The organism is Pedococcus soli (assembly GCF_054782575.1).
This window is the reverse complement of the sequence record NZ_BAAGSF010000004.1, coordinates 1,157,788-1,180,698: the sequence shown is the minus strand read 5'-3', so window position 1 is coordinate 1,180,698 and position 22,911 is coordinate 1,157,788. Positions and strand designations below refer to the sequence as shown.

Genomic DNA, 22,911 nt, shown 5'->3' with positions numbered 1-22,911 from the left:
TTCGCCCGGGCTGAGGACCCGCCCAGCGCGGCAGCAACCAGCGAGTCGCGCCCAGCAAAGGAGACCCTCATGTCCGATGCCACACGGCGTACGTTCCTGGCTGCAGCCGGGACGGGCGCCGCTGCTGCCGCTGCGGCGGTTGCAGCAGCCCCGGGAGCCAGTGCGGCCCCCGCAACCGTCACTGCCGCGGGCTCCGCCGCGGCGCCCACCGGGCCCCGGCTCGTCGCGTACGTCGACGACCCCAGGTCCGGCCGGCTCACCGTCATGTACGGCGAGCACGAGGTCACCATCCAGGACGCCGACCTGGTCCGCCGCCTGACCCGAGCAGCAGGGAAGTGACCCATGTCCTCTCACCGTGAAGCCCCAGAGGTCTCGAAGGACCCGGTCGCCGACAACACCGACGTCTACGCCTTCGTCAGCCCGGACCGACCCGACTCGGTCACGCTGATCGCCAACTTCATCCCGTTCCAGAGCCCGCAGGGGGGTCCGAACTTCTACGAGTTCGGCGACGAGGTCCTCTACGAGATCCACGTCAGCAACCGGGGCGACGCCCGACCCGACGTCACCTACCAGTTCCGGTTCACCACCAAGGTGCGCAACAAGAACACCTTCCTCTACAACGTCGGCCCGATCGGCTCGATCACCGACCCCAACTGGAACCGCCCGCAGTACTACTCCGTCACCCGCGTCGCGCGTGGCGACCGTCCGCGCCTGCTGGCCAGCAACCTCACCTGCCCACCGGTCAACATCGGCCCGCGCTCGACGCCGAACTACGCACGGTTCACCGACCAGGCAGTGCACCCGATCCAGGGTGGACGCAAGGTGTTCGCCGGGCAGCGCTCGGACGGCTTCCACGTCGACCTGGGCAGCATCTTCGACCTGGGCACCCTGCGCCCCTTCCAGATGGCGCACCTCATCCCGTCCGCGGCTGCGGCGGGGGTGAACGGCACCCAGGGACTCAACGTCCACAGCATCGCCATCCAGGTCCCCATCCGCGACCTGACCCGGTACCGCGACAAGCCCACGGACCCGATGGCGTCGCGGTCGGTCATCGGGGTGTGGGCCACTGCGAGCCGCCAGCGTTCGCGGGTGTGGGACGACGACGAGGGCAAGTACACCTGGCACGGTTCGTGGAACCAGGTGTCGCGTCTCGGCAACCCCCTGTTCAACGAGGTCATCACGCCGATGGCCAAGAAGGACACGTGGAACGCCAAGGCACCCAAGGACGACAAGGACTTCGCCCAGTACGTCGCGAAGCCCGAGCTCGCCGGGCTGCTGCCGGTGCTCTACCCGGGCGTCTTCCCGAATCTCGCGAAGTACACCAAGGACCGCGCGGACCTGCTCGCGATCCTGCTGACCGGCATCCCGAAGGGAGTGGTCCCCGGCTTCCAGAACTTCACCGGGACCACCCAGGCGGACATGCTGCGACTCAACGTCGCGATCCCGCCGACCAAGAACCCCAACCCGATCGGCCTGGTCGCGGGTGACGCTGCCGGCTTCCCGAACGGGCGACGGCTGGTCGACGACGTCGTGGCGATCGAGCTGCGGGCGGTGGCGGGTGCGACCATCCCGCTGGTCGACCCGAGCTACACCCCCGACGGTGCCGCGAGCGCCCTCACGGACGGGACGAGCAACACGAACCTGCCGTTCCTCGACTCGTTCCCGTACCTCGGCAACCCTGCCGGTGGCTACCAGACCAAGCCCGGCCAGCCGGCGGCCTGACCCACCTCCCCAGCCCTGCCCGGGCGACAGGCTCCTGTCGCCCGGGCAGGCTCCACCCCTGGAGTCCCCATGCAGAACCTCGAGAACCCGTATGCCGGCCAAGGCCCGGTCCTGCTCGACATCGGCGGTGACGTCGGCGCACTCGTCGTCGCCATGCCCGCGGAGGCCGAGGGACTCGAGGTCGAGATCCGGCCCGCCGGAACCACCGCCAGTGCGCACGGGGACCACAGCCACCCCCACCCGCACGACCACGCTCACCACGACCACGACCACGACCACGACCACGACCACGGTGCGGCCCACCACCCGCACGTCGGGGTGGTGGCTCGGCCCGGTGCGGACGGGCCGGCCCACACCCTCGTCTACCCCGAGGTGACGCAGGGCACCTACGAGCTCGTCCCCATACCCGGCGACACGGTGGTGATGACCGCGGAGGTGACCGGCGGGGTCGTCACCTACACGTCGTGGCCCGAGCCCGCAGGGGACGCGTAGGGGGGACGGCGCGCGCAGGGTTCTGTTGAACCGCATCGTCGCAGGTCAGCGGGTCTGCGGGGCCTTGCGGGCACCGGTGACGAGGACTACCTTCGCAGGGAGTCAAGAAGCGGCCCGCCCACACCCAGGCAGGTCCGCTGACGGAGGCCGGATGTCGCTCGTCCACAACCATGTCGCACTCCCCGCCCTCGCCTTCGACTACGACGTCGTGACGGCCCGGTGGACGTGGGACCCAGCCCTGCGGGAGCTGCACGGCCTGCGCTCCTCGGAGGAGCCCAGCACCGACCGCCTCCTCGCCCACATGCACAAGGACGACCGGGTCGTCATGATCAGCCGCTTCCAGCACCACCTCGAGCACGAGGGGCCGTACAGCTGCTCGTACCGGATGAAGGACGCGTCAGGGCACCAACGGCGGCTGGTCTTCGTCGGTGAGAGCGAAGCGGTCGGCGGGGCGGTGACCCGGCTCAGCGGGTTCGTCGTCGACATCACGGAGCCGGCACGCCAGATCGGCCGCGATGCCGTCGCAGCCTCGACGACCCACCACTCCACGGTCGAGCAGGCCAAGGGGGCCCTGATGCTGGCCTACAACGTGGACGACGCGGGGGCCGCCGACCTGTTGCGCGCCCACGCGAGCCGCCACGAGGTGACGCCGCACGCCATCGCCACCGCGATCGTGGACCGGCTCAAGGACACCCGACGCGACACCGGCACGGGGAGCGCGCGGATGGCGGGCATCGTCGCGCACCTGGACGAGGTCCTGCACCCCTGAGGCTCAGGCGGTGTGGGCCCGGGCCTCGATCGGTCAGGTGTCGCGGGTGACGCTCTCGATGAAGGCCCGGAGGCGGCCCATCATGCGTTCCACGAGGTCCTCGACGGACAACGACTCCTGGAGGCGCGCGCCCGGGCCAGCACTGCGCAGGCCACGGACGTAGGCGGAGCAGGCGAGGTCGCTGCACAGGTAGGTGCCCACCGAGTTCCCCTGCTGCCCAGACCTACCCGCCTTGCGGGCCGTCATCAACGAGACCCCGTCGCCGGCGTGCGTGGTGAGGCAGACCGCGCACATGTTGCGTCGTCGCTGGCCCGCGGACGAGTCGGCGAGCCGCAGGGCGACACCGGTGACCGACCCACCGACGGACGTCACGACATACGCTCGCTGCGGCGCGGCGGGGTCGCGCCAGCCCAGGAAGTCGAGGTCGTGCCACGGCTGGTCGGCCAGGTCCTTCGGCAGGACGAGGCGCTTGGCCTCGCCCTTCGTGGAGTTGACGAATGACGCCCTGATGTCGGTCTCGGTCACCGGCTGCATACTATGAAGTATAGGTCATAAACTAGGGCCCCTAGGTTTGGAGGGATCATGGCGCGAGCAGGGGTCACGGTCGAGCGGCTCACGGTTGCCGCTGCCGACCTCGCCGACGAGGTCGGGTTCGAGGGGATCACGCTGGCGGCCCTGGCCCGAGGCCTGGGCGTCAAGGACGCGAGCCTGTACGCCCACGTGCGCGGCCTGGCGCAGCTGCGGGCGCGCGTGACGGTCCTGGCGCTGGCGGAGCTGGCCGACCTCCTCGCCGACGCCGTGGCCGGGCGCTCCGGCAAGGACGCGCTGCTGGCGTTCGCCACGACCTACCGCCGGTACGCCCTCGACCATCCCGGTCGCTACACCGCCATGCAGCACGAGCTCGACCCCGCCATGGCATCGACCAGCGCCGGTCCGCGGCACGGCCAGCTCATGCGGGCCGTGCTGCGCGGATACGGCCTGACCGACCCCGACGAGACCGACGCCGGACGGCTCGTGCTGTCCACGATCTACGGGTTCCTCGGCCTCGAGGCGATGGGCGGGTTCAGCCACCACCCACGGGACGTGGACACGTCGTTCGCCCGGGCGGTCGACGCGCTGGACCACGCGTTGCGGACGTGGCCCACGACCGGCACCACCCCTGCGCGATCCTGACCGGGGCCGTTCGGCAGCGCACCCTCAGCGGTCGGCCATCCGCTGCATGGCCTCGGGGTGGCGATCTCCCCGGACCCGCACGCTGGCGGACGCGTCGTCCAGCTCGGACAGGTCGTCGGCGCTCAGCTCGATGCCCGTCGCTGCCAGGTTCTCGTCCAGTCGTTCCAGCCGGCGGGTGCCGGGGATGGGGACGACCCACGGCTTCTGGGCGAGGAGCCAGGCCAGGGCGACCTGACCGACGCTGGCGCCCTTGGTGTTCACCTGCGCACCAGGGGCATGAGGGCCTCCCTGCGAGGTCGGTTGATGGCTTGGTTCACACGTTCGAGTTGTCCTGTTGAAAGCCTGTTGTCCGGGAACGGTGATGTGGGGCGGTGCGTGGGAGGTAGCCGCATATGGTCGTCTGATGCACAGCGACCGATCCACAGCCGTACGGGCCGACGCCACGCCGACCCGGGTGGATCGGGCCCTGATGTACAACCCAGGAGCGCGCAAGGTGACACGACCCGAAATCGAAGCGGTGGTGGCTCGCATCCGCGCCACCGCAGACCTGCTCGATCAGGCGGACGAACGCGCCGTGGTGTTCGATGTGGCCGATGAGATCTGCGTCATCGAGATGCACCTGCGGATGCTCTACAACGTCGACCACGACGGCTTCCCGATCCGTGAGTCCGACAACTAGGTCAGCGTCCCCGCAGGGTCGTCGGCCACGGGTCATCCGTGGGCCAGGTTGTGCAGATGTACGTCGCTGTGCCGGTCGTGCCACCCAGGACGAGCACCTGACCCGCCGACGAGCTCGAGGCCGGCATCCTGTGGATCCTGCGCCGTTACCCAGCACCAGGCTGGGAGGAAGTTGACGTCGCTGCCGCTGCCTCTACCGCTTCCGCCGCGATGCCGCACTCATGAAGGCCGCGCTCGCTGAGGAACCGGCCGCTCGCTGAGTGACACTAGACGCCTAGCCGTGCGGGAACGATCGTCGGATCCGCGACATAGAGCATGGCCGCGGGCGTACTCTCGCGATCGTGGAGCAGGGTGCACCCCCAGTCGGACCCTTCTCGACAGGCGCCGGCCCCGTGTCCCCTGCCCGGGGTCGGCGCCGCCCTATCGCTGGCAGCTGCAGCGGCGTACCGTCAGGGCTGGACCCCCTCAGGGGAACAGCAGACCTGGTGACGTTCCCGGGCTGCCGGACGAGGTCCGGGGCGACCGCCGGAGCAGTGGCGGTCGCCCGTATGTGACCGCGAGGTCGCCTCCCGGGGCATGCCCTCCCCCGGCCGCCCGGTCCTCGAGCCGCTCCCCCCAGTTCCGCGGCACCGCAACAGTTCGCCAGACACCGGAGCAGCGCGCCGCCCTGCTCGAGTTCGTCGCCCGCGGGTACCAGACAGGCTGGTCCCTGCGCGAGCTGGCCGAGCTCACCGATCGCACCCATACCGCGATCCGCCGGGCCCTCGACGAAGCCGGCGTGCAGCGCCGCGGCCGCGGCGCTCCGGCGGCTTCCGCGGCCAGAAGCGTGAGGTGATTGGTGCAGGATCGGCCCCAAGCATGCGCCACGCCGTCGGGGTCAACTTGCTCCGATGCAGGTCAGAGACCTAAGGCCTGAGAGCCGGCGAAGGGACTCGAACCCTCAACCCCCTGTTTACAAGACAGGTGCGCTACCAATTGCGCCACGCCGGCATGCCCGCGCACCCGGGTGCGGTGGACCGCGACGATGCTACCGACGCCCGTCCGCGTGTCCCAAAGGCCTGTACCCAGACCACCCGCCTCCCCGCCGAGCAGAGCCGACCGCCGCCGACCAGCGCCGTAGCGAGACGGCGCTTAGGGTCGACGGAGGGGTTGGTCCGGTCCGGGTCACCACCTCACTCGACGAAAGGTCTGTTCACATGTGGGTCCTGTTCACCCGTCGCCTCCGGATGTGGCTGCTCGCGAGCGTGGCACTGCCCGTCATCGGCTGGCTGCTGGGCCGGATCGGTACTGCCATCGAACAGCGTCGAGGCTCCTCGCGCGTGTCGCGCACCCTCGTGAGCGCCGGTGACAAGGTGCGCCGCCGCCGGTAGGCGGGCGTAGCCGCCAAGACCCCAGCACCTCACCGACGGTCGACATCGCGGACGCCATACGCGACCGTCGGCACCGTGGTGATGCGCTTCACATGAGCAATGTGGCGTCGGGGCGTGCCGATTTCCTCCCGGAGCACGACGAAGTGGTGACAGCACTTCTGCAGGAAGGAAACCACCATGTCGACACCGTCGAAGGCCAGCCACTCCCCCGAGGAGTACGGACTGGGCCGCCGCGCAGCCGCCGAGTTCACCGGAACGCTCTGGCTCGTCCTCGCGGGCTGCGGCACCGCCGTCCTGACCGCGACCTCCATGGCTCAGGCCGACGGCTCACAGCTCTTCGTCAGCGTCGGCTACCTCGGTGTCGCCCTGGCGTTCGGCGTGGCCGTCACGACCATGGCCTACGGCCTGGGCCACATCTCCGGGGGCCACTTCAACCCTGCGGTCAGCCTCGGTCTGGCCCTCGCCGGCCGGCTCGGCTGGCGCGACCTGCCCACGTACGTGGCCTCCCAGCTGGCCGGTGCCGTGGCCGGCGCCGGGATCCTCTACGCCATCGCCTCGGGTCGACCCGGCTTCGACGTGACGACCGGCTTCGCCACCAACGGGTATGGCGCCCACTCACCCCAGGGCTACAGCCTGACCGCCGCCCTGGTCACCGAGCTGGTCCTCACCGCGGTGTTCGTCGTCGTCATCCTCGGTGTCACCGACTCCGCCGCCCCCAAGGGCTTCGCACCGCTGGCGATCGGGCTGACGCTGACGGTGATCCACCTCGTCTCGATCCCGGTGACCAACACCTCCGTCAACCCGGCCCGGTCGATCGCCCCGGCCCTGTTCTCCGGTGCCGATGCGCTCGGTCAGGTCTGGCTGTTCATCGCGGCACCACTGGCCGGTGCCGCCGTGGCAGCGCTGGTGTACCGCCGGCTGTTCGCAGCGCGGACCGCGCCCGCCGCGATGGCCGACGCCGCGCGGAGCTGACCGCAGCGCCGTCCACCACGTCGAGATGGGCCCGTCCGGAATTCCGGACAGGCCCATCTCGACGTGCGCGTGCTGGGTGCGTCAGTGGCGGTTGAGGTACGCCTGCAGGCTCCTGACCGTCGCGTGGTCGAGGTTGCGGGAGCCGTTCTTCTTGGCGCCGATCTTGGATTGCAGGGCGCGGATGGTCTTCGGGCCGATGGCACCGTCCGGCGTGGAGCCGACCTTGCGCTGCAGCTTCTTGACGTCCGAGTGCGAGATCGAGGCGTTGACCGAACCGCCGACCCAGCGCTCGATGGCGCGGTCGGTCTTCGGGCCGCGCACGCCGTCGACGACGAGCTTGGCGTGGGAGGACTGCTTGGCGGGGGCCTTGCGGACCGTGGAGCGCGAGGCGCGGCTCGTGCTGGTCGAGCCGGTGCTGGCTGCGCCCCCGTTGGCCCGGGTCAGGCCGGCACGGGCACCACAGGTCGGCCAGGCGCCGGGGCCCTGGGCGGCCAGCACCTTCTTGGCGACCGAGATCTGCTCGGCCTTGGAGGCCTGGTGCGCGTTGTTGGCGTACCGCTCGCCGCCGTAGGCGTCCCAGGTGCTCGGGGAGAACTGCAGCCCACCGTAGTAACCGTTGCCGGTGTTGATGGCCCAGTTGCCACCGCTCTCACAGGCGGCGACGCGGTCCCAGACGGTGGCCGCGGAGGCCGAGGTGGCGGTGGCCATGCCACCGGCGATGGTGGCGGCACCGGCGACGGCGACGCCGGCGAGGCGACGACGGACCGGCTGGGGCTTCCGGGCAGAGTGCTTCGGGGCATAGAACATTGCAGGGGGGTCCTTCCTGACCGGCGCCTGCGAGGTGAGCTGTCGGGCTCGGGCTGTCAGGTGCCCGGCCGGCGTGAGCCGGCTTCACCCCAAGACCGCCGGAGCGGTCGCGTTGGGTCCCCCGTCCTCGTCGTGCCCGGAGCTGTTCCGGTGAACCACCCGCCTGACGAGGCTCGGCGCTGCGGGTGGGCATTGGATTGGGAATGCGGTGGTGTGCAGTTGTCGGCGCGAATGCGCTGGTCAAAGGTAAGGCGCTGGCCCCCGGGCCACAAGCCGGTCCACGAAAAACGAACCGAAGAACGTATGGCGCATTCGTCCCTTTTGTGCCGGGCCGGAACTCGTCAGCGCCGTCGTACGCGCCGCTTCTGCACCATGCGGCGGTCGAAGGGTGCGGCCACGAACTCCCCGAGGACGCTGCCGGCTGCGATCGCCAGCAGGACGGCCATGGCGCCGAGCAGCGTCGTGATGCCGCCCTGCATCGACAGCGAGCCCGCGTTCGCCGAGGACCCGTTCACCATCTCGTAGAGGCCCCGGAAGATGGCCAGACCGGGCAGCAGGCCGTAGGACGCCGGGACGGCCAGCACCATGGCCGGCGCCCCCATCCGCAGCGCGATGAGCCTGCCGGCGAACCCGAGCACGGTGGCCGCGACACCGGCGGCGGCGAGCTGGCCGAGGGCGTCGAGCCGGTCCACGCCGAGGGACACTGCGACCCCGAGGGCCGACAGCGCACCGGCAGGCACGACGAGGTTGCGGCGACTGCGCAGCGACACCGCCCCCGACATGCCGACCACGAACGCTCCCACGACGGCCAGGGCCACCGGTGCGCTCAGGGCGCGCGTCGCCATGACGGAGGGCGAGACGAGCTGGAGGTCGAAGGTCGAGGTCAGCGCCAGCGTCACGGACAGCCCCGTCGCGACCCCGAGGATGATCCCGGCCGTCGTGAGGAACACCCCGAACATCCGGCCCGCGCCGGTCACCGAGTAGCCGGAGATGGCATCCTCGAACGCCGACGCGACGGTCCGTCCCGGCAGCAGCACGGTGATCCCGCCGGCCACGATGAACGCGAACTCCTCCGAGGACACCGGGATCCAGCCGTTGGCCCCCATGCTGAACGCACCCCAGGCGATCGCGGTCGCGAGGAACCCGCCGATGGCGCACTGGTAGAAGTCGGGGAGCCCGCGGCGTCCCGTGGCCCGGGCGGCATACCCGACGAGCAGGGCCGAGCCCCCGGCGACGAGGGACGCGACGATGCCCGCCCCGAGCATGAGGGCGATGGCGGCCGAGAGGACGCCGAGCGAGCCCCGCACCGCCCAGCGCGGCCAGAACCGCGGCGCCCGGCGGATCTCGCGCAGCCGGGCTGCCGCAGCCTCGAGGTCGTAGCTGCCGGCGACGAGGTTCTCGACGAACTCGTGCACCGCGGTGAGGCGGTCGAAGTCGCGGGTCGCGGAGCGGACGACGCGCAGCATGGTGATGGGCGTCCCCGAGGAGGACGTGCACTGCACGAGCAGGGACTGCAGCGTGATGTCGACCTCGAGGTTGTCGAGTCCGGCGGCCGCGGCGACGGCGATGACCGACGACTCCACCTGGGGCGCCCCCGCGCCGCACCGCAGCATGAGCTCACCCACCCGCAGCGCGAGGTCCAGGGACGCCCGCGCCTCGCGTTCCTCGGCGGCGGCCTGCCTGACGCGGGCGTTGCGGTAGGGCGTGTGCCGCAGCGAGTCGACCATCGGCAGCGTGTCGGTGATCTCCTCACCGCGCCAGATCCGGCTCTGCCGCAGGGCCGGTCGCTTGAGCGGCCGACGAGGCGGCAGGGCGGGCGGAGGGTTGACGCCGGTCGCCATCAGCGGTTCACGCCCGGCACGACCACGGAGGGCTGCTGGGTCGGCCACCACTGCACGGTGCCGCCCTGCTGCAGGCTCCAGACGACGAGGCCGGCCGCCCCGAGCAGGAGCAGGGCCACGACGACCCGGGTCGCCCGCGGTCCGGGACTGGTGCCACGGACGATGCTGCGCGAACCGCGCCGCAGGCCCGCGCCACCGGGTCCCCACCACGCCATCAGCCCGGCGACGACCGCACCGACGGCGACGGGCGCGGACCGGTCCGGTTCGGGTTGTCCGCCGGTCACGGCGACGATCGCGAGCGCGGCGCTGAACACCGCGCACACACCCACGACCAGCGGCAGCAAGGCGCTCACGACGGTCGCCACCAGGCCGATCACGAGGTGCCACGGGCTCGCCGCGACCGCGAACGGGACGTCGGACCGACGTCGCCCACGGTTGTGCCGCCGCAGCACCAGCGAGGTCACCGAACGGTCGGCCGTCCGCGCCGCCCAGGACCACAGGACGGCGACGACCGCGGCCACGACCGGGAACGCCGCGGCACCGGTGACGAACAGGGCCAGCAGGGCGACCAGGGTGCCGGTCCGCCCGGCCCGGCCGATGCGGGGGTCGGGCTCGCCCGCGTCCCCCTCCCACGCCGCCTGCCAGTCCGACGGCTCGTCCTCGGGCGACGGCTCGTCGAAGCCGACGACGCCGGCGCCACCGTCCCACTCGTCGCCACGGTCGTCGCGGTCCACGGGGAGGGCGACCGGACCCACGGGTCGCCGGTCGGCGACCGCGGGTCGGTCCCACCGTGCCGTGGGTCGCTGCTCCAGCACCTGCGTATGGCGCGGGGGTGCGCTGAGGGCGGTCGTCACCGGCTTCCCCTCGGCGTAGCGCTCGAGCGCCTGGACCACCTCGTCGGCGTCCGGGCGCTGGCGTGGCTCGGGCGAGAGGGCGGCGCGCAGCAGCGGGGCGAGTCGGGGGTCGACGCCGGTGAGGTCGGCCTCCCCGCGGCTGACCCGGCTGAGCACGACGTCCATCGGTCCGCGGCCGAAGGGCGGGGCACCGCTGGCGGCGAAGGCGAGGGTCGCCGCCCAGCCCCACCAGTCCGTCGCCTCGGTGACCGGCGCGCCCTCGACCACCTCGGGCGACAGGTAGCCGGGGGTGCCCATGACCAGGCCGGTCATGGTGATCCGCACGTCGTCGGCGACGTGGGCGATCCCGAAGTCGATGAGCACCGGGTCGCCGTCGAGCAGCAGGACGTTCCCGGGCTTGAGGTCACGGTGGATGACGTCGGCGGAGTGGATCGCGTCGAGCGCCTCGGCGAGGCCGCGGCCCAGCGAGAGGAGCGGGCCACCGGTGATCGGGCCGTGCTCCTTGACGACGTCGTCGAGCGCGGGCCCGGGCACGTACCGGGTCACGAGGTAGGGGCGGTCGCCATCGAGGTCGGCGTCGATGACCGCCGCGACGCGCGGGTCGCGGATCCGCCCGAGCACGTCCACCTCCCGGGCCAGCCGGGTGCGCGCGTCCTTGTCGTGGGCGATGTGCGGGCGCAGCAGCTTGAGCGCGACGGCGCGGCCATGGGGGTCCAGCGCGAGGTGGACGACACCCATGCCGCCCTCGCCGATCTGCTGGATCAGGCGGTACGGCCCGATCCGCGGCCCGTCGGGCGCACTGGTCCCGTCGCCGCCGTCGCTCCCCTCGATGGCCTCGGTCCGCATCCTCCTACGGTAAGGGAGGCCACCGGCGGAATCGGGTAGGGCTACTGCTGGATGTACCCGACGAGCTGGTCACGCTCGGTCTGGAGCTCGTCGATCCGGTGCTTGACGATGTCGCCGATGCTGACGATCGCCTGCAGCCGTCCGTCCACGACGACCGGCACGTGCCGGATGCGCAGGTCGGTCATCGTGCGGGCGAGCTCCTCGATGGCCGCTTCGGGCAGGCACGTCGTCACCTCGGCCGTCATGATCTCCGAGATGGGCAGGGCGAGCACGGCGGCGCCCCTGCGGTGCAGGTGGCGGACGATGTCGCGCTCGCTGACGATCCCGTCGACGGTGGACTGGTCCGTGGAGACGACCACGGCACCGATCCGGTGCTCCTCGAGCAGCTCGAGGAGTCTCTCGACCGTCTCGTCCGGTCGGACGGTCACGACCTGGTCACCCTTGCGACGCACCACATCCGAGATCTTCATGGTCAGACGTTAGACCGCAGGGCAGGTCCTCGCTAGGGGAGATTCAGGGCACCGCCCGCGGCGCCGACACCGAGGCCCTCGATCCGGCAAGGGGCGCCCGCCTGCGGCCGGACATAGGGTTGGGGTCGAATCAGAACCCCGGAGTTGATGAACCAGTGCCCCGCACAGCCACAAAGTTCGACCTCGTGATCGCCGCCAACCGCCTGCCCGTCGACCGTGTCGTCGACGCCGATGGCACCGAGTCGTGGAGGACCAGCCCCGGCGGGCTCGTCACCGCCATGGAGTCGGTGATGCGCGGCCGTGAAGGCGCCTGGGTGGGGTGGGCCGGCGAGGCTGGTGACGCACCCGAGCCGTTCGTCGAGGACGACATGTACCTGCGTCCCGTGGCGCTCTCCGAGGACGAGGTCGCTCACTACTACGAGGGATTCAGCAACGACACCCTGTGGCCGATCTACCACGACGTCATCGTGTCGGCGACGTTCCACCGCTTCTGGTTCGGCGCCTACGAGGCCGTGAACCGCCGTTTCGCCGAGGCCGTCTGCGACGTCGCCGCCAAGGGCGCCACCGTCTGGGTGCACGACTACCAGCTGCAGCTCGTGCCGGCCATGGTCCGCGAGATGCGGCCCGACGTCCGGATCGGCTGGTTCAACCACATCCCCTTCCCGCCCGTCGAGCTGTTCGCCCAGCTCCCGTGGCGCCGCGCCATCCTCGAGGGGCTGCTCGGCGCCGACTACCTGGGGTTCCAGCGCGTCGCCGACGCCCAGAACTTCATCCGCGCCTGCCGCCAGCTCCTGAGCCTGCCCACCAAGGGCGACACGGTCTCGGAGTCTCGGTCCGAAGGGGCACGCCGGGTCCGCGCCAGCGCGGTGCCGATCTCGATCGACTTCGCGGGGCTGGAGGCGCTCGCCAAGCAGCCCGAGACCAAGGCCCGTGCTGCCGAGATCCGCAAGTCCCTCGGCGATCCCGAGACGCTGATCCTCGGGGTGGACCGGCTCGACTACACCAAGGGCATCGGCCACCGCATCAAGGCGTACGGCGAGCTGCTCGAGGAGGGCAGGGTCGCCCCGCCGAAGCAGATGTTCGTCCAGGTGGCGACCCCCAGCCGCGAGCGCGTCGACGCCTACCGCGACCTGCGCAACGAGATCGAGGGCGAGGTCGGCCGGCTCAACGGCGAGTTCAGCGACATCGGCGCCCCCGCGGTGCAGTACCTGCACCACTCCTACCCGCGCCAGGAGATGGCCGCCCTCTACCTCGCCGCCGACGTCCTGCTCGTGACGCCGCTGCGGGACGGCATGAACCTCGTGGCCAAGGAGTACGTCACCTGCCGCTACGACGACGGCGGCGCGCTCGTCCTGTCGGAGTTCACCGGCGCGTTCCACGAGCTGCACCAGGCGTTCGTCGTCAACCCCCACGACATCGAGGGCCTCAAGCAGACGATCATGCGGGCCATCGAGACCCCTGACAAGGACAAGCGGCGCCTCATGCGCGCCATGCGCCGGCGGGTCGCCGACCACGACGTGCAGCGGTGGGCCGCCCGCTTCCTCGACAACCTCGCCCACGCTCCCGAGAAGGGTGGCTCGTGACGCTCCCTGCCGACTACCGCGAGGCCGCGGCGCGGTTCGCCGCGGCCGGCCGGGTGCTCGTGGCCACGGACTTCGACGGGGTGCTAGCCCCCCTCGTGCTCGACCCCTCCACCTCCGCCCCGCTCCCGGGCACGATCGAGGACCTGCAGGCGCTCGCCGCCCTCCCCGACACGTATGCCGCGGTGGTGTCCGGCCGCGACCTGGCCACTCTCACCGGGCTCACCGGGCTCGACGGCAGCGCCGTGACCCGGATCGGCAGCCACGGTGGCGAGTCCAGCGCAGCCGAGGGCGACGACCACGGTGGGGCGGCCCTGGACGACGAGCAGCGCGCGCACCTGGCCGACCTGACGCAGGAGCTCGAGGAGCTCTGCAGCGGGCTGCCCGAGGGCGTCTACCTCGAGCACAAGCCGACCGCCGTCGTCCTGCACACCCGTCGCATGGAGGAGGGGCCGGCCGCCGAGGCCGAGCAGGCCGCGCTCGACGTGGCCGCGCGGCATACGGGGCTGCACGTCCTGCACGGCAAGCAGGTGGTGGAGATGAGCGTCCTGCAGGCCGACAAGGGCACCGCGCTGGTCGCGCTGCGCGACTCGGTGGGTGCGAGCCGCGTCGCCTACTTCGGTGACGACGTGACCGACGAGCACGCGTTCACGGCCCTGGGCGCCGACGACCTCACGGTCAAGGTCGGCGACGGCGAGACGGCGGCGCGGTTCCGGGTGACGGGGCCGCAGGACGCCGCCGAGGCCCTGTCGCTGCTCCGGTCGCTCCGCGAGGACTAGCGCCGGGGCGCGGCACCCGTCGACGCGCGCACGACGAGCTCGGGACGGAAGACGTACTCGGCCCGCGGCGTGGGCTCGCCGCGGATCTCGTCGAGCAGGGCCCGCACGGCAGCCTCGGCCATCGGCTGCACGCTCTGGCGCACGGTTGTCAGCGGCGGGTCGGTGAAGGCGATGAGCGGCGAGTCGTCGTAGCCGACGACGGAGAAGTCCTCGGGCACCCGAAGCCCCGCCCGACGCGCCGCGCGGATCGCCCCGAGCGCCATGAGGTCCGAGCCGCAGACCACGGCGGTGCAGCCCTTGTCGAGCAGCCGGGCCCCGGCCGTGTCGCCGCCCTCGACCGAGAACATGGTGCGCTCGATGAGGTCCTCGACGTCGTCGCGGCCGAGTAGCGTGTGCATCGAGGAGCGGAATCCGGCGATCTTGCGGATGACGGGGACGAACCGGTCCGGGCCGATCGCGAGCCCGATGCGGGTGTGGCCCAGCTGGACCAGGTGGGTGAGTGCGAGCTCCATGGACGCGATGTCGTCGTTGGAGATGAAGGGGGCGTCGATGCCCTGCTGGTACCCGTTGACCAGGACGATCGGCAGGCCGCGCTCACGCAGCGTGGCGTAGCGGTCGGTGTCCTCGGTGACGTCGGCGTGCTGCCCGGAGACGTAGATGATGCCGGCGACGCCGCGGTCGAGGAGCATCTGCACGTACTCGTCCTCGTGCACCCCACCGGGGGTCTGCGTGCACAGCACGGGGGTGAACTGGTGCCGGGCGAGCGCCGTCTCGATGATCTGCGCGAACGCCGGGAAGATCGGGTTGGTCAGCTCCGGGACGATGAGGCCGACGAGGTCCGCGGACTTGCGCCGCAGCCGGGACGGCCGGTCGTACCCGAGCACGTCGAGAGAGTGCAGCACGGCCTCGCGGGTGGAGTCGGCGACGCCGGGCTTGCCGTTGAGCACGCGGCTGACGGTCGCCTCGCTCACGTCGGCGTGGACCGCGATGTCGGCCAGTCTCGCCTTCACCGATCCCCTCCCCTTGGTGTGTGCTCCGCGCGCGCCCCGGGTGTGCCAGGGGGCGTCGCCGCAGGTGCCGGACAGGGCGCAATCTAGCAAGAACTTGCAGCGTGACCGATCAGGTACGTGCAAGAAGTTTCACGACGCACGGGCGGTTGGCCCGGGTTTGTCCCGACCTCGTGCGTGAGCGCGGGTGCGCAAACGTTTCCATCCTGCGGATGGGAGGTGGTCAAACCGCGCCGGCTGGGACAGACTGACCCCACCGACGACACCGATGTCGCCGGTGTTCCACCTTTACAACGGATCGTCCGGCACGTTCCTGCCGGTGAAGGAAAGGCAAAGACGCCCATGGCAACTGTGAAGTTCGACGAGGCCACCCGCCTCTACCCCGGCAACGACAAGCCCTCTGTCGACAAGCTCAACATCGACATCGAGGATGGCGAGTTCCTCGTCCTCGTCGGCCCGTCCGGCTGTGGCAAGTCCACCTCCCTGCGCATGCTCGCCGGCCTCGAAGAGGTCAACGCCGGCAAGATCTGGATCGGTGACCGCGACGTCACCAACCTGTCCCCCAAGGACCGCGACGTCGCCATGGTCTTCCAGAACTACGCGCTCTACCCGCACATGACGGTCGCCGACAACATGGGCTTCGCGCTCAAGATCGCCGGCGTCGACAAGGGCGAGATCCGCAAGCGCGTCGAGGAGGCTGCCAAGATCCTCGACCTCACGCCGTACCTCGAGCGCAAGCCGAAGGCCCTCTCCGGTGGCCAGCGCCAGCGCGTCGCCATGGGTCGCGCGATCGTGCGCTCCCCCCAGGTGTTCCTCATGGACGAGCCGCTGTCGAACCTCGACGCCAAGCTCCGCGTCCAGACGCGCACCCAGATCGCCTCGCTGCAGCGACGCCTCGGCGTCACCACCGTCTACGTCACCCACGACCAGGTCGAGGCCATGACGATGGGTGACCGCGTCGCGGTCCTCAAGGACGGCATCCTGCAGCAGTGCGACAGCCCGCGCCGCATGTACGACCACCCGAACAACGTCTTCGTCGCCGGCTTCATCGGCTCCCCCGCCATGAACCTGCTCGAGGTCGAGTCCACCGACGGCGGTGTCCTCGTGGGTGACTCGACCGTCGCCGTCGAGCGCGACCGCCTCGCGGGCGCCTCGGGCAAGGGCCTGACGCTCGGTGTCCGTCCCGAGGACCTCGAGCTGCGCACCGACGGCCACGGCATCGCCGTGACGGTCGACGTCGTCGAGGAGCTCGGCGCCGACGCGTACATCTACGGCTCGACCAAGGCCACCCAGCACGTGGACGAGGAGGACAGCGACGCACCCGAGAAGCCGTTCATCGCGCGCGTCGACGGTCGTCGTCCCCCGGCCAAGGGCGAGACGGTCTACCTGGCCCCGAAGACGGGTCACGTGCACCTCTTCGACGCCCAGTCCGGTCTGCGCCTCGGCGACTGACCGCAGCACCATCTGCAAGGCCTGTGGCCGGCTCCCGCGAGGGGGCCGGCCACACGGCTGTCCGGCCCCGGTGCGCTGGTTGCCCGGCCTGCTCGGTGAGCAGCCCACCCGCACCGACGACCAGAGTGGGAGCATGGACCCGTGGCCCTGAACATCACCGCATCCCGGCCCGACCCGGCCCTGCTCGACCTCCCGTGGGAGCTCCCGCTCGAGACCTGGCCGGAGGAGTACCTCGCAGCCCTGCCCCGCGGCATCTCGCGGCACGTCGTGCGCTTCGTCAAGCTCTCCGGCCGGGTCCTGGCGGTCAAGGAGATCAAGGCCGACATCGCCGTCCGCGAGTACCAGATGCTGCGCGTCCTCAACAAGATCGAGGTCCCCTGCGTCGAGCCCTTCGGGGTCGTCAGCGGGCGCACCGACCGCGACGGCAACCCCCTCGACGCCTGCCTGATCACCCAGCACCTGCAGTTCTCGCTGCCCTACCGCGCGCTGTTCAGCCAGTCCCTGCGCGAGGGCACCTCCACCCGTCTCATCGACGCGCTCGCGGTGCTGCTCGTGCGCCTGCACCTCAGCGGGTTCTGGTGGGGCGACGTGTCCCTCTCCAACACGCTGTTCCGGCGCGACGCCGGCGCCTTCGCGGCCTACCTCGTGGACGCCGAGACCGGCGAGCTGCACCAGTCGCTCACGGACGGCCAGCGCGAGCACGACCTCGACATCGCCCGGGTCAACATCGCCGGTGAGCTGATGGACCTCGAGGCGGGCGGCTTCCTCGAGGCCGGCACCGACGCCGTCGACACCTCCAACCGGATCGTCACCCGCTACACCGAGCTGTGGGACGAGCTCACCGGCCTGGAGCGCTTCGAGCGCGGCGACCGCTGGCGCGTCGACGAGCGCATCCGGCGGCTCAACGAGCTCGGCTTCGACGTCGACGAGCTCGCCATCTCCACCGACTTCGACGGCACGACGATCCAGATCCAGCCCAAGGTCGTCGACGCCGGGCACCACTCCCGCCGGCTGCTGCGCCTCACCGGCCTCGACGTCGAGGAGAACCAGGCCCGTCGCCTGCTCAACGACCTCGACTCCTACCGCGCCGGCACCGACCGACAGAACGACGACGAGGAGATCGTGGCGCACGACTGGCTGGCCAAGATCTACGAGCCGATCACCCGGACCGTGCCCCGCGACATGGCGGCCAAGCTGGAGCCGGCCGAGCTCTTCCACGAGGTGCTCGAACATCGTTGGTACATGTCGGAACGCGCCGGGCACGACATGCCCATCGAGGACGCGATCCGCGACTACGTCGCCCACGTCCTGCCCAGCAAGCCCGACGAAGCCACCGTGGTCGGCGTCGACACGGTCGAGATGCCGGTCGTCGCCATGTTCGACGACCGGTAGTCGTCGCCGCCCCACCGGCCCTCCCCCGTCCGGACAGGGTGTTCGCGAATCCGCCCCTTGGCCTGCTCGCGCGGCGGTACCTTTCCGGCGGCCCGCGGGGAGCGCGGCCGGAACGGTACGCGCACAGGGGGACGGACATGACCGAGCACCAGGCCTTCTCGACGTCGGGCGGCACGATGTCGGGACAGTGGGTGCCGATGGCCGGCTGGTGGCGCCGCGTCGCCGCCAGCCTGATCGACGCCCTCGTGGTCGCCGCGGCCCACATCCCGTACTACGTCGGGCTGGTCGTGCTCCTCGACGCGGCACCTGGCGCGCGGATCCTCGGCGGCGACCCCGCCGACTACGCCGGCGTGGACCTGCCCACCCTGCTGCTGGCGAGCGGCCTGATGCTCCTGGGCTCCGTGCTCGGACTGGTGGCCGTGATCTGGAACCGCTTCATCCTGCAGGGACGTACCGGCCAGAGCCTGGGCAAGTCCGCGCTCAAGCTCTACCTCGTCAGCGCCCAGACCGGCACGCCCGTCGGCGCAGGCACCGCCTTCGTCCGCGACATCGTCCACATCGTCGACGGCCTCTTCTACCTCGGCTACCTCTGGCCCCTCTGGGACAGCCGGAAGCAGACCTTCGCCGACAAGATCGTCGGGACCGTCGTCGCGCACGCCGCGCCCGTCGGGGCTCCCGGAACGGCGCTCGTCCCGCCGGTGGGCGAGCCCCTTCCCCAGTAGCGTGAGCCCGTCGGCGACGGTTCGACGGCGGCCGCGCACCATCCCGAGGGGACCTCGATGACCGACCAGGCACAGCCACCGCACCCCGAGCGCCGTGGCGGGCTGGTGGGCCGGGGCTGGCCCGCGCCATACGGGATGGCCAGGTATGCCGCACTGACGGCACCCGGGGTCGACGGGCCGTGGGGGCCGCTCGCCGACTGGGGCAGCCGGGTGGCCGCCTCCCTCATCGACAGCCTGGTGGCGCTCTCGGGGCTGCTGCTGTGCGTCGCCGGCGTGGTGTCCTTCTCGGCGGGTGTTGCGAGGACCGAGTCGGTCTTCGACCCCGCCACACAGACGACCAGCCAGGTCGACACGGGCCTGATGGTCCTCGGCGGCGTGCTGGCCCTGCTCGGCCTCGTGGCGGTGCTGGCGATCCAGCTCTGGAACCGGACGTTCCGGCAGGGCCGCACGGGTCAGAGCCTGGGCAAGACGGCCCTGGGTCTGCGCCTCGTGGAGGAACGCACGGGCCAGCCCGTCGGGGCGGGGATGGCGTTCGTGCGCGAGCTGTGCCACACCCTCGACGGCCTCGGCGCCAACATCGGCTACCTGTGGCCGCTGTGGGACGACAAGCGCCAGACGTTCGCCGACAAGGTGATCGGCACCGTCGTGGTCCGGATGCCGAGGCCCGGAGAGGCCGCCGGAGCAGAGGGGCCCGACGACGGAGGGCGGTGACCACCCGGGTGGTCACCGCCCTCTGTGCGTATGCCGCGGAGAGCCGGGTCAGGCCCGCGGCGCCGAGGAGGCCTGGTAGAACTCCGAGGACTCCTTCTTGTACAGCAGCACGATGATGTAGGCGCCGAGCAGCACGGACACCACGTTGATCAGCTTGCTCAGCAGCGGTCCGGCCTGGACGAGGGTGCTGAGCAGGCCGAGGACGCTGATCGCGAAGAAGACCGTCGCGACGATGCGCGCCCAGGACTTCCCCTTGCCGTTGGCCGAGGCCATCCACAGCCACAGACCGACGCCCACGAGGCCGAAGACGATCCCGGTCGCGGTGCCGACCGTGACGGCGGTGTCGACCTGGGACGCCGTCAGGCTGCCGTTGTTCGACTTCTCGACGGCCTGACGGATGGCGTCGCGCATGAAGAGCGACAGGAGCAGGCCCAGCAGGCTCAGCCCGGCGCCGACCTTCATGAGCAGGACGGCCTGGTCCATCGCCGGGGGGCGCGTGACCGGCGCCGCGGATGGGGCCTGGCTCGGGTCCATCTGGGGCATCTGCCCGTAGCTGCCGCCCTCGGGTCCCGGAGGCGGCGGAGGTGTGCCGTACTCAGACATGGTGCGATCCCTTCGCGTTCTGGCCGCCGCTCCCCCTTGGACACGACGATGCCGCGAACGCTAGCGGACGCCCTCCCGACTTGGGCGGATTTGCGCCGTCAGGCGTTCTTGGCCTCCGCGCGCCGTCGGGCCACCTCGTAGAGCGTCACCCCGGCGGCGATGCCGGCGTTGAGCGACTCGGTCGTCGATGACATGGGGATCGACACGATCTGGTCGCAGGTCTCGCTGACGAGCCGGGACAGCCCCTTGCCCTCGGAGCCCACGACGATGACGATCGGCTCGGTCGCGAGCGCCAGGCCGGGCAGCTCGACGTCACCGTCCATGTCGAGCCCGAGGATGAAGAAGCCCGCCTTGCGGTACTCCTCGAGCGCACGGGTCAGGTTGGAGGCCAACGCGACCGGGACGCGCGCAGCGGCGCCGGCCGAGGTCTTCCACGCGCTCGCGGTCATGCCCACCGAGCGACGCTCGGGGACCACGACACCGTGGCCGCCGAAGGCGGCGACCGACCGGATGATCGCGCCGAGGTTGCGCGGGTCGGTGATGCCGTCGAGCGCGACGACGAGCGGGATGCCGGGCACCTGCGGGTCGATGAAGTCCTGCGGGTGCGCGTACTCGTAGGGCGGCACCTGGAGGGCGAGGCCCTGGTGGACGGCGCCGTCGGTGATCCGGTCGAGCTCGCCGCGGGGCGTCTCGAGGATCGCGATCCCCTTGGTGGTGGCCATCTTCAGAGCCTCACGGACACGGTCGTCCGCGTCGATCCGTCCGGCGACGTACATCGTGGTGACCGGGATGTCGGCGCGCAGCGCCTCGACCACGGAGTTGCGACCGGCGACGATCTCGCTGGATGCCTTGCCACCGCGACGGGAGCCGCCACTGCGCTGGCCGGAGCCGCCGGAGCCTCGCGGACCCGAGGGTCCGCCGCTCTTCGCCGCGGCCTTGGCCATCTTGTGCGCCTTGTGGTTGGGGCGGTCCTCCGCCCGGGGCGTCGGGCCCTTGCCCTCGAGGCCACGACGACGCTGACCGCCGGAACCGATCGACGACCCCTTCTTCGACGCGCCCTTGCGGATCGCGCCACGGCGCTGGGAGTTGCCTGCCATCAGATGCTGCCTGTCTCTTCGTTGTCCCGACGGGCCAGCGACCAGTTCGCTCCCGACGCGGTGTCCTCGATGACGATGCCGGCCAGACCGAGCTGGTCGCGGATCGCGTCCGCCGTGGCGAAGTCGCGGGCGGCCCGGGCCGCGGCGCGGGCCTCGAGCTGCACCTGCACGAGGGCGTCGAGGGCGCCCTGTGCGTCGCCGGAGCCCGACGTGGTGTCGGTCCCCCACTGCGGGTCGAGCGGGTTGACGCCCAACAGGTCGGTCATGACGACGACCGAGGCGAACGCTGCTGCGACCGCCTCCTCGTCACCGTCGTCGAGCGCGGTGTTGCCGGCCCGCACGGTGTCGTGCACCACGGCCAGGGCCCCACTGACGTTGAGGTCGTCGTCCATCGCGGCGGCATACGCCTCGGGGACGGCGCCCAGGTCGGGCGTGGTGGAGGTCCCGTCGGGCAGCGACCGCAGGGCGCGGGTGAGGAAGCCCTCGATGCGCTCGACCGTGGCCTCGGCCTCGCGCAGCGAGCCCTCGTAGAAGTCGATGGTGGAGCGGTAGTGGGCGGCGGTGAGGTAGTACCGCAGGGCCAGCGGGCGGGCGACCTTGGTGACCTCGGAGACGACCAGGCTGTTGCCGAGCGACTTGCTCATCTTCTCGCCACCGAGGGTGACCCAGGCGTTGTGCAGCCAGAAGTTGGCGAAGCCCAGACCCGCAGCGTGCGACTGCGCCTGCTCGTTCTCGTGGTGCGGGAAGCGCAGGTCGACGCCGCCGCCGTGGATGTCGAACGCGTCGCCGAGGTACTTGCGCGCCATCGCCGAGCACTCGAGGTGCCAGCCGGGACGGCCGACGCCGAAGGGGGTGGGCCACGAGGCGGTCGCGGGTTCGGACTCCTTGCGTCCCTTCCAGAGCGCGAAGTCACGGGGGTCGCGCTTGCCGCGCGGGTCGGCGTCCTGCGCCGCTTCCATGTCCTCGATCTTCTGGTGGGTCAGCGAGCCGTACTCCGGGAAGCTCTTGACGTCGAAGTAGACGTCGCCGCTGCCGTCCGTGGCAGCGTAGGCGTGCCCCTTCTCGACCAGGGTCTCCATCAGCTCGACCATCTCGGTGATGTGACCGGTCGCGCGCGGCTCGTAGGTCGGGGGCAGCACACCGAGCGACGCGAGGGCGGCAGCCGTGGCGACCTCGTTGCGGTAGGAGAGGGCGAACCACTCCTCACCCGCGTCGGCCGACTTGGCGAGGATCTTGTCGTCGATGTCGGTGACGTTCCGCACGAGCGAGACGTCGTAGCCATGACGGCCCTCGAGCCACCGGCGCAGGACGTCGAAGGCGACGGCGAAGCGGACGTGCCCGATGTGCGGCTGGCTCTGGGTCGTGAGCCCACAGATGTAGATCCCCACCTTGCCGGGCACAAGGGGGGTGAAGTCGCGCAGCTGGCGCGCGGCGGTGTCGTACAGGCGAAGACTCACGGGCGCAAGGCTACCGGCGCGGGCTCCACGAGCCGAACCACGAGCAGCCCCCCGAACTGGGCTGACCCGCCCCTGACCCGGTTCCGGGAGCGTAGGGTGCCACGCACAGGCGTTCGC

General features: G+C 71.2%; 26 protein-coding genes, 1 tRNA gene and 1 riboswitch. Of the genes, 15 read left to right on the top strand and 12 right to left on the bottom strand.

Going from position 1 to position 22,911, the window contains the following annotated elements; translation table 11 throughout:
* The first annotated feature begins 69 nt into the window (after positions 1-69).
* The 4 genes from ACYVKF_RS11730 (at position 70) to ACYVKF_RS11715 (ending at position 2,983) form a co-directional block, all read left to right on the top strand.
* Entirely contained in the window at positions 70-339 is a 270-nt protein-coding gene (locus ACYVKF_RS11730; RefSeq protein WP_056916403.1) for a hypothetical protein, read from the top strand.
* Positions 340-342: 3 nt separating this feature from the next.
* Positions 343-1,722, top strand: a complete 1,380-nt coding sequence (locus ACYVKF_RS11725) for a DUF4331 domain-containing protein (protein ID WP_056916402.1) — start codon at positions 343-345, stop codon at positions 1,720-1,722.
* A 69-nt stretch (positions 1,723-1,791) separates the two neighbouring features.
* Positions 1,792-2,214, top strand: coding sequence for a hypothetical protein (locus ACYVKF_RS11720; protein ID WP_460966515.1), 423 nt, complete (start codon positions 1,792-1,794; stop codon positions 2,212-2,214).
* Between the two features lie 151 nt (positions 2,215-2,365).
* Complete coding sequence (locus ACYVKF_RS11715) at positions 2,366-2,983, top strand: PAS and ANTAR domain-containing protein (RefSeq protein ID WP_056916400.1); 618 nt, start codon at positions 2,366-2,368, stop codon at positions 2,981-2,983.
* A gap of 33 nt (positions 2,984-3,016) precedes the next feature.
* Here ACYVKF_RS11715 and ACYVKF_RS11710 read toward each other — a convergent pair whose 3' ends face one another.
* Positions 3,017-3,508: an FBP domain-containing protein gene (locus ACYVKF_RS11710; RefSeq protein WP_460966514.1), complete on the bottom strand. Its 492-nt coding sequence runs from the start codon at positions 3,506-3,508 to the stop codon at positions 3,017-3,019.
* 57 nt (positions 3,509-3,565) lie between these two features.
* On the opposite strand from ACYVKF_RS11710, the gene ACYVKF_RS11705 reads away from it, so the two are divergent.
* Positions 3,566-4,156 carry a TetR/AcrR family transcriptional regulator gene (locus ACYVKF_RS11705; RefSeq protein ID WP_460966513.1) on the top strand — a complete coding sequence of 197 codons (591 nt, stop codon included), beginning with the start codon at positions 3,566-3,568 and terminating at the stop codon, positions 4,154-4,156.
* 24 nt (positions 4,157-4,180) lie between these two features.
* Here the strand turns inward: ACYVKF_RS11705 and ACYVKF_RS11700 are convergent, their stop codons facing one another.
* A complete protein-coding gene (locus ACYVKF_RS11700) occupies positions 4,181-4,417 on the bottom strand; it encodes an aldo/keto reductase (RefSeq protein WP_460966512.1) in 237 nt (78 codons plus the stop codon).
* 142 nt (positions 4,418-4,559) lie between these two features.
* Here ACYVKF_RS11700 and ACYVKF_RS11695 point away from each other — a divergent pair, with 142 nt between their 5' ends.
* Together ACYVKF_RS11695 and ACYVKF_RS11690 are read left to right on the top strand one after the other, a co-directional pair.
* Positions 4,560-4,835: a hypothetical protein gene (locus ACYVKF_RS11695; protein WP_460966511.1), complete on the top strand. Its 276-nt coding sequence runs from the start codon at positions 4,560-4,562 to the stop codon at positions 4,833-4,835.
* Positions 4,836-5,114: 279 nt separating this feature from the next.
* Positions 5,115-5,669 carry a helix-turn-helix domain-containing protein gene (locus ACYVKF_RS11690; protein WP_460966510.1) on the top strand — a complete coding sequence of 185 codons (555 nt, stop codon included), beginning with the start codon at positions 5,115-5,117 and terminating at the stop codon, positions 5,667-5,669.
* An 82-nt stretch (positions 5,670-5,751) separates the two neighbouring features.
* Here ACYVKF_RS11690 and ACYVKF_RS11685 read toward each other — a convergent pair.
* Positions 5,752-5,824: transfer RNA gene (locus ACYVKF_RS11685), tRNA-Thr, on the bottom strand.
* 206 nt (positions 5,825-6,030) lie between these two features.
* Between ACYVKF_RS11685 and ACYVKF_RS11680 the strand changes: the two genes are divergently transcribed.
* Positions 6,031-6,204, top strand: a complete 174-nt coding sequence (locus tag ACYVKF_RS11680; protein WP_157581468.1) for a hypothetical protein — start codon at positions 6,031-6,033, stop codon at positions 6,202-6,204.
* A 29-nt stretch (positions 6,205-6,233) separates the two neighbouring features.
* Here the strand turns inward: ACYVKF_RS11680 and ACYVKF_RS11675 are convergent, their stop codons facing one another.
* Positions 6,234-6,383 carry a hypothetical protein gene (locus ACYVKF_RS11675; protein ID WP_157598505.1) on the bottom strand — a complete coding sequence of 50 codons (150 nt, stop codon included), beginning with the start codon at positions 6,381-6,383 and terminating at the stop codon, positions 6,234-6,236.
* On the opposite strand from ACYVKF_RS11675, the gene aqpZ reads away from it, so the two are divergent.
* A complete protein-coding gene (aqpZ, locus tag ACYVKF_RS11670; protein ID WP_460966509.1) occupies positions 6,382-7,176 on the top strand; it encodes an aquaporin Z in 795 nt (264 codons plus the stop codon). The two genes, ACYVKF_RS11675 and aqpZ, sit on opposite strands and share 2 nt — an antisense overlap.
* A gap of 81 nt (positions 7,177-7,257) precedes the next feature.
* Here the strand turns inward: aqpZ and ACYVKF_RS11665 are convergent, their stop codons facing one another.
* From ACYVKF_RS11665 to ACYVKF_RS11650, 4 genes are all read right to left on the bottom strand, one after another.
* Entirely contained in the window at positions 7,258-7,983 is a 726-nt protein-coding gene (locus ACYVKF_RS11665; protein ID WP_056916395.1) for a transglycosylase family protein, read from the bottom strand.
* A gap of 30 nt (positions 7,984-8,013) precedes the next feature.
* A riboswitch (cyclic di-AMP (ydaO/yuaA leader) is annotated at positions 8,014-8,107 on the bottom strand.
* Positions 8,108-8,324: 217 nt separating this feature from the next.
* Positions 8,325-9,872 carry a threonine/serine exporter family protein gene (locus ACYVKF_RS11660; protein ID WP_157598504.1) on the bottom strand — a complete coding sequence of 516 codons (1,548 nt, stop codon included), beginning with the start codon at positions 9,870-9,872 and terminating at the stop codon, positions 8,325-8,327.
* Positions 9,824-11,524 (bottom strand): serine/threonine-protein kinase, encoded by a 1,701-nt coding sequence (locus ACYVKF_RS11655; protein ID WP_460966508.1) that lies wholly within the window; start codon positions 11,522-11,524, stop codon positions 9,824-9,826. Before ACYVKF_RS11655 ends, ACYVKF_RS11660 begins: the two co-directional genes overlap by 49 nt.
* Positions 11,525-11,565: 41 nt before the next feature.
* Positions 11,566-11,994, bottom strand: coding sequence for a CBS domain-containing protein (locus ACYVKF_RS11650; RefSeq protein ID WP_056916392.1), 429 nt, complete (start codon positions 11,992-11,994; stop codon positions 11,566-11,568).
* A 155-nt stretch (positions 11,995-12,149) separates the two neighbouring features.
* Here ACYVKF_RS11650 and ACYVKF_RS11645 point away from each other — a divergent pair, with 155 nt between their 5' ends.
* Together ACYVKF_RS11645 and otsB are read left to right on the top strand one after the other, a co-directional pair.
* Complete coding sequence (locus ACYVKF_RS11645) at positions 12,150-13,577, top strand: alpha,alpha-trehalose-phosphate synthase (UDP-forming) (RefSeq protein ID WP_056916391.1); 1,428 nt, start codon at positions 12,150-12,152, stop codon at positions 13,575-13,577.
* Positions 13,574-14,353: a trehalose-phosphatase gene (otsB, locus tag ACYVKF_RS11640; protein ID WP_460966507.1), complete on the top strand. Its 780-nt coding sequence runs from the start codon at positions 13,574-13,576 to the stop codon at positions 14,351-14,353. The genes ACYVKF_RS11645 and otsB overlap by 4 nt, the downstream gene beginning before the upstream one ends.
* Here the strand turns inward: otsB and ACYVKF_RS11635 are convergent.
* Positions 14,350-15,363 carry a LacI family DNA-binding transcriptional regulator gene (locus ACYVKF_RS11635; RefSeq protein ID WP_056916389.1) on the bottom strand — a complete coding sequence of 338 codons (1,014 nt, stop codon included), beginning with the start codon at positions 15,361-15,363 and terminating at the stop codon, positions 14,350-14,352. The genes otsB and ACYVKF_RS11635 overlap by 4 nt on opposite strands.
* 339 nt (positions 15,364-15,702) lie before the next feature.
* Here ACYVKF_RS11635 and ACYVKF_RS11630 point away from each other — a divergent pair, with 339 nt between their 5' ends.
* The 4 genes from ACYVKF_RS11630 (at position 15,703) to ACYVKF_RS11615 (ending at position 19,637) form a co-directional block, all read left to right on the top strand.
* The gene (locus ACYVKF_RS11630) at positions 15,703-16,812 is read left to right on the top strand and encodes an ABC transporter ATP-binding protein (protein ID WP_056916388.1); all 1,110 of its coding nucleotides are present in this window, start codon (positions 15,703-15,705) and stop codon (positions 16,810-16,812) included.
* Positions 16,813-16,953: 141 nt separating this feature from the next.
* A complete protein-coding gene (locus ACYVKF_RS11625) occupies positions 16,954-18,204 on the top strand; it encodes a DUF4032 domain-containing protein (protein ID WP_056916387.1) in 1,251 nt (416 codons plus the stop codon).
* A 137-nt stretch (positions 18,205-18,341) separates the two neighbouring features.
* Positions 18,342-18,926 (top strand): RDD family protein, encoded by a 585-nt coding sequence (locus tag ACYVKF_RS11620; RefSeq protein WP_460966506.1) that lies wholly within the window; start codon positions 18,342-18,344, stop codon positions 18,924-18,926.
* A 57-nt stretch (positions 18,927-18,983) separates the two neighbouring features.
* Complete coding sequence (locus tag ACYVKF_RS11615) at positions 18,984-19,637, top strand: RDD family protein (protein WP_460966505.1); 654 nt, start codon at positions 18,984-18,986, stop codon at positions 19,635-19,637.
* A 48-nt stretch (positions 19,638-19,685) separates the two neighbouring features.
* Here the strand turns inward: ACYVKF_RS11615 and ACYVKF_RS11610 are convergent, their stop codons facing one another.
* The 3 genes from ACYVKF_RS11610 to cysS form a co-directional block, all read right to left on the bottom strand.
* Positions 19,686-20,240: a hypothetical protein gene (locus ACYVKF_RS11610; protein WP_157598503.1), complete on the bottom strand. Its 555-nt coding sequence runs from the start codon at positions 20,238-20,240 to the stop codon at positions 19,686-19,688.
* Between the two features lie 98 nt (positions 20,241-20,338).
* Positions 20,339-21,337, bottom strand: a complete 999-nt coding sequence (gene rlmB / locus ACYVKF_RS11605; protein WP_056919665.1) for a 23S rRNA (guanosine(2251)-2'-O)-methyltransferase RlmB — start codon at positions 21,335-21,337, stop codon at positions 20,339-20,341.
* Positions 21,337-22,794, bottom strand: coding sequence for a cysteine--tRNA ligase (cysS, locus tag ACYVKF_RS11600; protein ID WP_056916382.1), 1,458 nt, complete (start codon positions 22,792-22,794; stop codon positions 21,337-21,339). The genes rlmB and cysS overlap by 1 nt, the downstream gene beginning before the upstream one ends.
* Positions 22,795-22,911: the final 117 nt, after the last annotated feature.

Coding starts and splice junctions, on each gene's coding strand:
- ACYVKF_RS11615 (WP_460966505.1), top strand. CDS start 18,984: ATGACCGACCAGGCACAGCCACCGCACCCCGAGCGCCGTGGCGGGCTG.
- ACYVKF_RS11680 (WP_157581468.1), top strand. CDS start 6,031: ATGTGGGTCCTGTTCACCCGTCGCCTCCGGATGTGGCTGCTCGCGAGC.
- ACYVKF_RS11725 (WP_056916402.1), top strand. CDS start 343: ATGTCCTCTCACCGTGAAGCCCCAGAGGTCTCGAAGGACCCGGTCGCC.
- ACYVKF_RS11705 (WP_460966513.1), top strand. CDS start 3,566: ATGGCGCGAGCAGGGGTCACGGTCGAGCGGCTCACGGTTGCCGCTGCC.
- ACYVKF_RS11695 (WP_460966511.1), top strand. CDS start 4,560: ATGCACAGCGACCGATCCACAGCCGTACGGGCCGACGCCACGCCGACC.
- ACYVKF_RS11715 (WP_056916400.1), top strand. CDS start 2,366: ATGTCGCTCGTCCACAACCATGTCGCACTCCCCGCCCTCGCCTTCGAC.
- aqpZ (WP_460966509.1), top strand. CDS start 6,382: ATGTCGACACCGTCGAAGGCCAGCCACTCCCCCGAGGAGTACGGACTG.
- ACYVKF_RS11675 (WP_157598505.1), bottom strand. CDS start 6,383: ATGGTGGTTTCCTTCCTGCAGAAGTGCTGTCACCACTTCGTCGTGCTC.
- ACYVKF_RS11610 (WP_157598503.1), bottom strand. CDS start 20,240: ATGTCTGAGTACGGCACACCTCCGCCGCCTCCGGGACCCGAGGGCGGC.
- ACYVKF_RS11730 (WP_056916403.1), top strand. CDS start 70: ATGTCCGATGCCACACGGCGTACGTTCCTGGCTGCAGCCGGGACGGGC.
- rlmB (WP_056919665.1), bottom strand. CDS start 21,337: ATGGCAGGCAACTCCCAGCGCCGTGGCGCGATCCGCAAGGGCGCGTCG.
- ACYVKF_RS11720 (WP_460966515.1), top strand. CDS start 1,792: ATGCAGAACCTCGAGAACCCGTATGCCGGCCAAGGCCCGGTCCTGCTC.
- ACYVKF_RS11630 (WP_056916388.1), top strand. CDS start 15,703: ATGGCAACTGTGAAGTTCGACGAGGCCACCCGCCTCTACCCCGGCAAC.
- ACYVKF_RS11650 (WP_056916392.1), bottom strand. CDS start 11,994: ATGAAGATCTCGGATGTGGTGCGTCGCAAGGGTGACCAGGTCGTGACC.
- ACYVKF_RS11665 (WP_056916395.1), bottom strand. CDS start 7,983: ATGTTCTATGCCCCGAAGCACTCTGCCCGGAAGCCCCAGCCGGTCCGT.
- ACYVKF_RS11655 (WP_460966508.1), bottom strand. CDS start 11,524: ATGCGGACCGAGGCCATCGAGGGGAGCGACGGCGGCGACGGGACCAGT.
- ACYVKF_RS11620 (WP_460966506.1), top strand. CDS start 18,342: ATGACCGAGCACCAGGCCTTCTCGACGTCGGGCGGCACGATGTCGGGA.